The 10,825-nt window shown below is 66.4% G+C and carries 8 protein-coding genes; all 8 read left to right on the forward strand.

Features of this window, described 5'->3' with window-relative positions; translation table 11 throughout:
* The first annotated feature begins 69 nt into the window (after window positions 1–69).
* Window positions 70–1,071 (forward strand): carbohydrate ABC transporter permease, encoded by a 1,002-nt coding sequence (locus QN357_RS15035; protein WP_134446848.1) that lies wholly within the window; start codon window positions 70–72, stop codon window positions 1,069–1,071.
* Between the two features lie 2 nt (window positions 1,072–1,073).
* Complete coding sequence (locus QN357_RS15040) at window positions 1,074–1,982, forward strand: carbohydrate ABC transporter permease (protein WP_134446850.1); 909 nt, start codon at window positions 1,074–1,076, stop codon at window positions 1,980–1,982.
* Window positions 1,982–4,336, forward strand: coding sequence for an alpha-xylosidase (gene yicI, locus QN357_RS15045; protein ID WP_323505118.1), 2,355 nt, complete (start codon window positions 1,982–1,984; stop codon window positions 4,334–4,336). The genes QN357_RS15040 and yicI overlap by 1 nt, the downstream gene beginning before the upstream one ends.
* Window positions 4,333–5,778, forward strand: a complete 1,446-nt coding sequence (locus QN357_RS15050; RefSeq protein ID WP_323505119.1) for a GH1 family beta-glucosidase — start codon at window positions 4,333–4,335, stop codon at window positions 5,776–5,778. The genes yicI and QN357_RS15050 overlap by 4 nt, the downstream gene beginning before the upstream one ends.
* 343 nt (window positions 5,779–6,121) lie before the next feature.
* Window positions 6,122–7,243, forward strand: a complete 1,122-nt coding sequence (gene chvE / locus QN357_RS15055) for a multiple monosaccharide ABC transporter substrate-binding protein (protein ID WP_323505120.1) — start codon at window positions 6,122–6,124, stop codon at window positions 7,241–7,243.
* Between the two features lie 117 nt (window positions 7,244–7,360).
* Window positions 7,361–8,890: a multiple monosaccharide ABC transporter ATP-binding protein gene (gene mmsA, locus QN357_RS15060; protein ID WP_322137120.1), complete on the forward strand. Its 1,530-nt coding sequence runs from the start codon at window positions 7,361–7,363 to the stop codon at window positions 8,888–8,890.
* Between the two features lie 6 nt (window positions 8,891–8,896).
* Entirely contained in the window at window positions 8,897–10,084 is a 1,188-nt protein-coding gene (mmsB, locus tag QN357_RS15065; RefSeq protein WP_134446860.1) for a multiple monosaccharide ABC transporter permease, read from the forward strand.
* Between the two features lie 54 nt (window positions 10,085–10,138).
* A partial coding sequence (locus tag QN357_RS15070; RefSeq protein WP_323505121.1) for an ROK family transcriptional regulator occupies window positions 10,139–10,825 on the forward strand: 687 nt, incomplete at its 3' end.

A 10,825-nucleotide genomic window follows, 5' to 3' on the forward strand; every position in this document is an offset into this window, starting at 1 on the left:
CTGCCGCGCAGGCCCGGCGTCGTGGCTGCGCGGCAGACCCCTGAACTGAAGAAAGGCAAGGCGATGGTTATGACAGCCCCGCTGGCCACTGAGACAACCGAATCGCACCCTCCCCGGCCGGGCAAGCCTGCGGGCAAGCGCGTTCGCCGCGCACCCGTGCAGAGCCTCATCCCCGGTGCGGGCGGCAAGGGTTTCTGGCTCTACCTGGTGCCGGGCCTGCTCCTGCTCACCATCATCGTCCTGGTTCCGCTGGGCTGGAACTTCTTCCTGACCTTCACCAAGTACCGCGGTATCAAGCCTCCGGTCTGGATCGGCCTGGACAACTGGACCAAGCTCTTCGGCGACGACGTGTTCTGGACCTCGTTCGGGAACTCGATCGCCATGATCGTGGCCATGGTCGTCGTCCCGACCCTGCTCGGCCTCGTGCTCGCGGCCATGCTCTTCGACCTCGTCGGCAAGAAGTTCGGCGGCAAGATCGCAAGCTTCCTCCGCGCCACCTACTACCTCCCGCAGATCCTGCCGACCGTGATCGCGGCGATCGTGATCGGCTGGATCCTCCGCCCGGAGAACGGTGCCCTCAACCAGGTGCTCGGCGCCATCGGACTCAGCGGCCTCGAACACAACTGGCTCGGCAGCCCGGACACCGCGATGGCCTGCATCATGGTCATCATGATCTGGGTCCAGCTCGGCTACCCGATCGTGATCTTCATGGCCGCCCTCCAGCGCGTCGACCCGGAACTCTACGAGGCTGCGGAGCTCGACGGCGCCAACTGGTTCCAGCGGTTCCGCGCCATCACCGTCGGCATCATCCGCCCGGAGATCTTCGTCGTGACCCTGACCTGCACGATCGCAGCCCTCAAGGTGTTCGGCCCGATCTACGCCCTGACCCGCGGCGGGCCGGGCACATCGACCATGGTGCCGAGCTACTACTCCTACAGCGAGTTCTTCCAGAACCAGCAGGTCGGCTACGGCGCAACGATCGCAACGGCCCTGACCGTCGTGGTCGCCATCGTCGCGATCATCTTCATCACTTTCCAGACCCGGCTCGAGCGCCAGGACGAGGAGCGCTAGCCATGACTACCCTGACCGACAAGATCCGTCCCCGCCGCGATTCCGGCGCCCCGGAACCAAAGCCGCTCAAGCTGCCCAAGGTGCACACCCGCAAGACCACCGGCGACTGGGTCATCCTGTTCATCGCCATCATCATCGGCCTGTTCATCGCGATCCCGTTCGTGATGATCGTGATCAACTCCTTCAAGTCTCCGGCCGACTACAACAGCTCCGGCCCCCTTGCCCTGCCGAGCAACCTCTACTTCGACGGCATCATCAACTTCTGGACCAGGGTCAACTTCCCGGAGAAGCTCTGGAACAGCGTCGTCATCTCGAGTGTCGTCGCCGTGGCCGCCGTGCTGCTGTCGATGTTCAACGCCTACGCGATCGGGATCGGCCGCATCCGCGGTCGGACCTGGATCGTCGTGCTGATCCTGCTCGCCAACATGGTGCCGCAGGAGGCCCTGCTCTACCCGCTCTACTTCATGTTCAAGCAGGTCGGCCTGTACGACAACATCTGGGCCGTCATCATCATCTTCACGGTCATCCAGAGCGCCTTCGGCACCTACCTGCTGTCGAGCGTCTACGGAACCTTCCCGAAGGAACTCCTCGAGGCGGCCTCCCTCGACGGCGCGAGCCGCTGGCAGATCCTCTGGCGCGTCGTCTACCCGATCAGCCGGTCGACCCTCGCGGTGCTCCTGATCTTCTTCTTCATCTGGACCTGGAACGAATTCCTGATCCCGTTGACGTTCCTGGTCAGCAACGCGAACCAGACGGTCCCGGTCGCGATCAGCGTGCTGCAGGGCGATCGCCTGATGGACGTCACCACCACGAGCGCATCCGCATTGCTCGGCCTGCTGCCGACGCTCGTCTTCTTCCTCATCTTCCAGCGCACGCTGACGCGTGGCATTACCGCAGGAGCAGTCAAGTAATGAAGTTCACCGATGGATTCTGGCACGTGCGACCCGGCGTCACGCCGCTCTATGCACAGGAGGCGTACGACCTCGAGGTCGTGCCCTGCGCGACGGGTGACGGCGACGCACTGCGGATCGACGCCCCCACCAAGGTCATCGCCCACCGCGGCGACGTGCTCAACCGTGCCCTGCTCTCGGTGACGCTGTCCTCCCCGCTGCCCGGCGTGATCCGGGTGCGGGTGGCCAAGAACACCGGCGGAGCCACGGAGCCCGGGTTCGAGCTCGACGGCGCCGTCACCGGCAGCGGCATCGTGTCCGTCGACGCGGACGGTGGGACGGTCACGAGCGGCCCCCTGACCGCGCGCATCGACAGGGGGAGCCCCTGGAGCCTCCGCTTCGAGGCCGACGGGCGCACCCTGACCGAGAGCGGGCCGAAATCGATCGGCTACCTGCAGCTCGCCGACGGCGCGCCGATCGCGGCGGAACCCACCGGGGTCTCCGGCGTCACGGAGACCGGGCTCGCCGCCGCATCCGCTTACGTGCACGCGCGGCTCGGGCTCGGCGTCGGCGAACTCGTCTACGGTCTCGGCGAACGCTTCGGCCCTCTCGTGAAGAACGGCCAGACCATCGACATCTGGAACGCCGACGGCGGCACCTCGAGCGAGCAGTCCTACAAGAACATCCCGTTCTACCTCACCAACCGGGGCTACGGCGTGCTCGTCAACCACGCAGAGCACGTCTCCTTCGAGGTCGGCACCGAGTCGGTCGAACAGGTGCAGTTCTCCGTCGCCGGAGAGTACCTCGAATACTTCGTGATCTACGGGCCGACGCCCAAGGACGTGCTCGGCCGCTACACGGAGCTGACCGGGCGCCCGGCCCAGGTGCCGGCCTGGTCGTACGGCCTCTGGCTGTCGACCTCGTTCACGACCCAGTACGACGAGGCGACGGTCAACTCCTTCATCGACGGCATGGCCGAACGCGACCTGCCCCTCTCGGTCTTCCACTTCGACTGCTTCTGGATGCGCGAATTCAACTGGACCGACTTCGAGTGGGACCCGCGGGTGTTCCCGGACCCCGAGGGGATGCTCGCCCGCCTGCACGGCAAGAACCTGCACGTGAGCGCCTGGATCAACCCGTACATTGCCCAGCGCGCCCCGATCTTCGACGAGGCCCAGGCGGCCGGCTACCTCGTGAAGAGGGCTGACGGCTCCGTCTGGCAGTGGGACTTCTGGCAGGCCGGCATGGGCCTCGTCGACTTCACCAACCCGGATGCCGTCACCTGGTTCCAGGGCAAGCTGCGGCACCTGCTCGACCAGGGCGTCGACGCCATCAAGACCGACTTCGGCGAGCGGATCCCGCTCGACGTGGTCTGGCACGACGGCTCCAGCCCCCAGCGGATGCACAACTGGTACACCCAGCTCTACAACGCCGCCGTATTCGAGGTGCTCCAGGAGCACCACGGCGTCGGCGACGCGGTGCTGTTCGCGCGCTCCGCGACCGTCGGCGGCCAGAAGCAGCCGGTGCACTGGGGCGGGGACAACTCCTCGAGCTACGAGTCGATGGCGGAGACGCTGCGCGGCGGGCTCTCGCTCGCCCTCTCGGGTTTCGGTTTCTGGAGCCACGACATCGGCGGCTTCGAAGGCATGCCCAATGCGGCCGTGCTCAAGCGCTGGCTCGCCTTCGGCCTGATGTCGAGTCACTCCCGCCTGCACGGCTCCACGAGCTACCGGGTGCCGTGGCTCTTCGACGACGGCACGGAGGAACCGGGCCAGAGCGCCGTCGACGTCACCCGTCGCTTCACGAAGCTCAAGCTCTCGCTGATGCCCTACCTGTACCAGGTCGGCCTCGAGGCGCACCGCACCGGCATCCCCTTCATGCGACCGATGCAGATCGAATTCGCCGGCGACCCCGCCGTCGACTACCTCGATCGCCAGTACCTGCTCGGCCACGACCTGCTCGTCGCTCCCGTCTTCAGCGAGGTCGGCGACGTGTCGTACTACCTCCCCGCCGGGACGTGGACGAACTACCTGACCGGCGAGACCGCGGCCGGACCGGCCTGGCGCCGCGAGACCCACGCGTTCGACAGCATTCCGTTGTGGGTGCGGGAGGGCGCTGTGCTCGCGACGGGCGCCAGGGACGACCGGCCGGACTACGACTACACCGATGACGTCCTGATCACGGTCTATCCCGGCGGCGACGCCACCAGGACCGTGCTCGTGTCGGATCCGCTCGGCGATTCCGTCGTGACCTTTACGATTGTGGAAGACGGCGACGGGGTCACGGTGCAGAGTGACTCGGACGCCGCGTTCCGCGCCAGGCGCGCGGGAGGCGACACCTCAGCATCCGCGAATCGAAAGGCCACCCTCTCATGACCGATTCCCGCCAGGGCAACCCGGACTACCGCGACTCGGGGCTGGAGTTCCCCGCCGGATTCGTGTTCGGTTCGGCGACGGCCGCGTACCAGATCGAGGGTGCCTTCGATGAGGATGGCCGCGGCCCGTCGATCTGGGACACCTTCAGCCACACGCCCGGCGCGATCCTGAACGGTGACACCGGCGACAAGGCGAGCGACCACTATCACCACCTCGAGGAAGACCTCGACCTGATGCAACGGCTGGGCCTGCACGCGTACCGGTTCTCGATCTCGTGGTCACGGATCCAGCCCACCGGCCGCGGCCCGGTCAACGAGAAGGGCCTCGCGTTCTACGAGCGGCTCGTCGACGGGCTGCTCGAGCGCGGCATCCGTCCGATCGCGACGCTCTACCACTGGGACCTCCCGCAGGCCCTGGAGGACGAGGGCGGCTGGACCAACCGCGAGACCGCATACGCGTTCGCCGAGTACGCGCGGATCATGGGCGCGGCTCTCGGCGACCGGATCGACACCTGGACGACGCTCAACGAGCCGTGGTGCTCGGCGTACCTGGGCTACGGCTCCGGGGCGCACGCGCCGGGTCGAACCGACGGTGCGGAGGCGTTGACCGCGGTCCACCACCTCAACCTCGCGCACGGGCTCGCGATCACGGAACTCCGGAAGGTCGTCACGAACGACCCGGACTTCTCGATCACGCTCAACCTCCACGTCGTGCGCGGCGAGGGCCCCGGCGGGCCAGAGGCCGTTCGGCAGATCGACGGCCTCGGCAACCGGGTCTTCCTCGGCCCGCTGCTGAAGGGCGAGTACCCGGCGGATGTCCTCGCCGACACCGCAGCGATCACCGACTGGTCCTTCGTGCGGCCCGGCGACACCGGGATCATCCACCAGCCGATCGACGTGCTCGGCGTCAACTACTACTCGACCACGCGAGTGCGGCTCTGGGACGGCGAGGCCCCGCGCCAGAGCGCCGACGGCCACAAGGATGCCGCCGGCTCTCCCTGGCCCGGAGCCGACCGGGTCGAATTCGTGCAGCAGGCCGGCCCGTACACCGACATGGGCTGGAACATCGAGCCCGCGGGCCTCGAGGAACTGCTCGTGTCGCTCAGCGAGGAATTCCCGGACCAGCCGCTCATGATCACCGAGAACGGCGCAGCCTTCCCGGACACCCTCGTGCAGGAAGCGGACGGCCCCGCCGTGCACGACCCCCTGCGCACCGACTACCTGCAGCGGCACTTCACCGCCGCACACCGGGCCCTCGCGCGCGGCGTCGACCTGCGCGGGTACCAGGTCTGGTCGTTCATGGACAACTTCGAGTGGGCCTATGGCTACTCGAAGCGGTTCGGCATCGTCTACGTGGACTATGACACCGAGGTGCGCACCCCCAAGGACAGTGCCCTCTGGTACGCGAAGCTCGTCGCCACGGGAATCATCCCCGCCGCCTGATCCCCGCCGCCTGATCCTGCCACCTTTCCGGTCGAGAGCGCCCGTTTCCGCGGTCGCTCTCGACCGGAAAGGTCACTCTGGTGCGCCGGGAAAACCGTGCACGCGCACGATTTTGCGGTTTTGTGCAACAAATTCGGTTCCGGCCCTGAATTCTCACGTTGTAATTGCCAGATCTGCGTCCTTGGCCCAAAAGAGGGGGTGACTCGGGGCCGAATCCTGTTATATGTTGGATGCGTCAACATAAGCGCGTGTCGCCACGTTGATGACAGCGTTACAAGGGGGTAATGGTGGTTTTCCTGCCGCCTCCTCGTGCGATCACAGCATTCAGAGCAGAAAGCAGATCATGACGAAAACCAAGAGGCTGTTCACGATTGTCGCTACGGGGGCCGTTGCGCTCTCGCTCGCGGCGTGTTCAACGGCCACCACATCAGGGACCGGAAGCACCACGGCAGCAATCGCGGACTGCAACGTCGGCATCTCGATGCCCACGAGAAGCCTCGAGCGCTGGATCAACGACGGCGAAGGCCTCAAGACCAAGCTCGAAGGGGCCGGCTGCACCGTCGACCTTCAGTACGCCGACAACAAGACCGACCAGCAGATCAGCCAGATCCAGAACCAGGTCGCCGGCGGGGCCAAGATCCTCGTCGTCGCAGCGATCGACGGCAAGGTACTCGCACCGGCACTCGCCGACGCGAAGAAGCAGGACGCCACGGTCATCGCCTACGACCGCCTGATCAACGGGACCGCCGACGTCGACTACTACGCGACGTTCGACAACTACAAGGTCGGCACACTGCAGGGCCAGTTCATCGAAAAGGAACTCGGCCTCAAGGACGGCAAGGGTCCGTTCAACCTCGAGCCCTTCGCAGGCAGCCCCGACGACAACAACGCCAAGTACTTCTTCTCCGGCGCGTGGGACGTGCTCCTGCCCTACGTGACGAGCGGCCAGCTGGTCGTCCCGAGCGGCAAGGCTCCGAAGACGAACGACGAGTGGACAACGATCGGCATCCAGGGGTGGGCGTCTGACAAGGCCCAGGCCGAGATGGACAACCGGCTCTCCTCGTTCTACGGCAACGGCGCCAAGGTCAACGTCGTGCTCTCCCCGAACGACAGCCTCGCGGTCGGCATCGAAGCCTCCCTCAAGTCGGCCGGCTACACCGCCGGAGCCGACTACCCGCTCATCACGGGCCAGGATGCGGACAAGGCGAACGTCAAGGCCATCCTCGCGGGCACCCAGTCGATGACCGTCTGGAAGGACACCCGTACCCTGGGCGCCCAGGTCTTCACGATGATCCAGTCGATCGCGGCCGGCACAACGGTCGAGGTGAACGACACCAAGACGTACGACAACGGCAAGAAGGTCGTCCCGTCCTACCTGCTGGCCCCTGAGGTCGTCACGAAGGACCTCGTGCAGACGAAGCTCATCGATTCCGGGTTCATCAAGGCATCGGACGTCGGCCTCTAAGCCGTACCGAAGAAACCGAATTCCGTACCGACAGCGGTGGTGGCGGGGCCCTGGGCTTCGCCACCACCGCGGTCGGTACGCACCCGAACGACGTATTCGCTGACAGGAGCGACACACATGAACGGTCCGATTCTTCGGATGATCGACATCGGGAAAGACTTCAGCGGGGTCAAAGCCCTCGACTCAGTCACCCTCGAGGTCGAGCGCGGCAAGGTGCACGGCATCTGCGGTGAGAACGGCGCAGGCAAGTCGACGCTGATGAAGGTGCTGAGCGGCGTCTACCCGCACGGCAGCTACGACGGCACGATCGAATTCGAGGGGGAAGAGGCCCAGTTCAGATCGATCAACGACAGCGAAGCGGTCGGGATCGTCATCATCCACCAGGAACTCGCGCTCAGCCCGTACCTCTCGATCGCGGAGAACATCTTCCTCGGCAACGAGAATGCCACCCGCGGCGTCATCGACTGGAACAAGACCAACCTCGAGGCCGCGAGCCTGCTCGCCCGGGTCGGTCTCGACGAGAACCCGGCCACGAAGGTGCTCGAGCTCGGCGTCGGCAAGCAGCAGCTCGTGGAGATCGCCAAGGCGCTGTCGAAGCGGGTCAAGCTCCTGATCCTCGACGAGCCGACCGCGGCTCTCAACGACGAAGACTCCGACCACCTGCTCGACCTGATCGAGCACCTGCGGGGCCAGGGCATCACGAGCATCATCATCTCCCACAAGCTCAAGGAGATCCGCCGGATCGCGGACACGGTGACCGTGATCCGGGACGGCAAGACGATCGAGACGATCGACATGCACGGTCCGGACGCGACCCAGGCCCGCATCATCCGCTCGATGGTCGGCCGCGACCTCAACAGCATGTTCCCGCCCAGGGACCCGAAGATCGGCGCAGAGATCCTCCGGGTTGAGGACTGGAACGCGTACCACCCGGTGGACACCAGCAGGAAGGTCGTCGACAACGCCTCCTTCACCGTGCACGCTGGCGAGGTTGTCGGCTTCGCCGGGCTGATGGGCGCGGGCCGCACCGAACTGGCCATGAGCATCTTCGGACGCTCGTACGGCACCAACATCACCGGCCGGGTCTTCAAGAACGGCACCGAGATCTCGGTGCGCACGGTCGACGAAGCCATCCGCAACGGAATCGCGTACGCGACGGAGGACCGCAAGAAATACGGGCTCAACCTGATCGGCGACATCACCGTGAACGTCTCGGCGGCGGCGCTGGCGACCCTCGCCCGGTTCGGCGTGATCGACCGCCACCGCGAGTACAAGGTCGCGGACGACTACCGCAGGCGGATGAACATCAAGGCGCCGAGCGTCTCGTCGATCACCGGCCAGCTCTCCGGCGGCAACCAGCAGAAGGTCGTGCTGTCGAAGTGGGTCTTCACCGGCCCCGACGTGCTCTTCCTCGACGAACCGACCAGAGGCATCGACGTCGGCGCCAAGTACGAGATCTACGGCATCATCAACGAGCTCGCCGCGGCAGGAAAGGCCGTCGTCGTCATCTCCTCCGAACTACCGGAGCTTCTCGGCATCTCCGATCGCATCTACGCGATCTCCGAGGGTCGCATCACAGGCGAAGTCGCCGCGAAGGATGCCACCCAGGAAAGCCTCATGCACCTCATGACTGCGGGAAAGGACTAGACCGCAATGACCACCACCACCCCAGCCACGCGCAAGCCCCGGCTGGCCATCAACTTCCGCCAGTACGGCATTCTCGCCGCGCTCGTCGTCATCATCGTTCTGTTCGAAGTGCTCACGAAGGGCCGGCTGCTGCTGCCCGGCAACGTGAACAACCTCATCCAGCAGAACGCCTACGTGTTGATCCTCGCGATCGGCATGGTCGTCGTGATCATCGCCGGCCACATCGACCTCTCGGTCGGCTCCGTCGTCGCCATGGTCGGTGCGGTCTCGGCCATCGCGACGAACCAATGGGGCTTCCCGTGGTGGGCGGCCGTGTTGCTCGCCCTCGTCGTGGGTGCGGTCGTGGGCGCCTGGCAGGGCTTCTGGATCGCCTTCGTCGGAATCCCCGCCTTCATCGTGACCCTCGCCGGCATGCTGATCTTCCGCGGCCTCACGCTCGTCCTGCTGACCGGTGGCACGATCAGCGGGCTGCCGGACTCCTTCACGGCGATCGGCGCCGGTTGGTTGCCCGGAGTGCTGGGTGAGCTCGGCGGACGGGACACCCTGACTCTCGCCCTCGGCGCCATCACCTGCATCGCCCTCGTCGCGCAGCAGCTGCGCACCCGTGCGACCCTGCGGCGCCTCGAGCTGCCCATGGAGTCCGTCGTGCAGATGGCCGTCAAGTCCGGCATTGCGGTCATCGCGATCATGTGGCTGGCCTGGCTTCTCTCCGGTTACCGCGGCACCCCGATCATCCTGATCGTCCTCGCCGTCCTGATTCTCGGCTACACGTTCATGCTGAACCAGACCGTCTTCGGCCGTCACGTCTACGCGATCGGCGGCAACCTCTTCGCCGCCATGATGAGCGGCGTGAAGACCAAATGGGTCAACTTCTACGTCTTCGTCAACATGGGCGTGCTCGCCGGACTCGCCGGCGTGGACAGCACGGCCCGCGCAGGCGGCGCCGTGGCTTCGGCAGGGCAGAACTACGAACTGGACGCCATCGCCGCGGTCTTCATCGGCGGCGCAGCCGTTCAGGGCGGCGTGGGAACGGTCGTCGGAGCCATCGTCGGTGGCCTCGTGATGGGTGTCCTGAACATGGGACTGTCGATCCTCTCGGTGGATGCCGCGTGGCAGATGGCCATCAAGGGTCTCGTCCTCCTGCTCGCGGTCGCGTTCGACATCTTCAACAAGCGGCGCAGCGGCGGACGCTGACCCCGGGGCGCGGGCGGTAGCCTTGTGCAACACGCGCGGACGGAGGAGTACCAGGTGCAGGGCAACAACCACGACGACATCCGTCGGCACAACCTGTCGGTCATTCTGCGCCTCGTCCACCGCAACGGGCCCACCTCCCGCGCCCAGCTGACCCGCCTCACCGGGCTGAACCGGTCGACCATCGCCGCCCTCGTCGGCGAGCTCGCCCAGCTCGGCCTCGCGGGGGAGCGGGACCCGGACTCGACGAACCAGGTCGGCCGGCCGAGCCCCATCGTGCACGTGGCCGCCGCGGTCGTCGCCCTCGCCGTGAACCCCGAGATCGACGCGGTCACGATCGGGATCGTGGGCCTCGACGGCACCGTGCACCGCCGCATCCGCTACCCGACCGAGCACACCCCGAGCCCGACGGAGGCCGTCAACATCGCCGCAGCCGTCATCGACGGGATGCGCGGCGAGCTCGAGGCCCGGTTCCGGGTCGTCGGCATCGGTGTCGCCGTTCCGGGCCTCGTGCGCGCCCACGACGGGCTCGTCCGGCTCGCCCCGCACCTCGGCTGGGTCGACGAACCGCTCACGGACATGCTCGAGCAGGCCACCGGGTTCCCCGTCGTGGCCGCGAACGACGCGAGCCTCGGGGCGCTCGCCGAACGCTACTTCGGCGCGGGCAAGGGCATCACCGACCTGATCTACCTGAACGGCGGGGCAAGCGGCATCGGCGGCGGCATGATCGTCGGCGGCCTGCCC

The organism is Cryobacterium sp. RTC2.1 (assembly GCF_035018685.1).
GTDB classification, from domain to species: domain Bacteria; phylum Actinomycetota; class Actinomycetes; order Actinomycetales; family Microbacteriaceae; genus Cryobacterium; species Cryobacterium glucosi.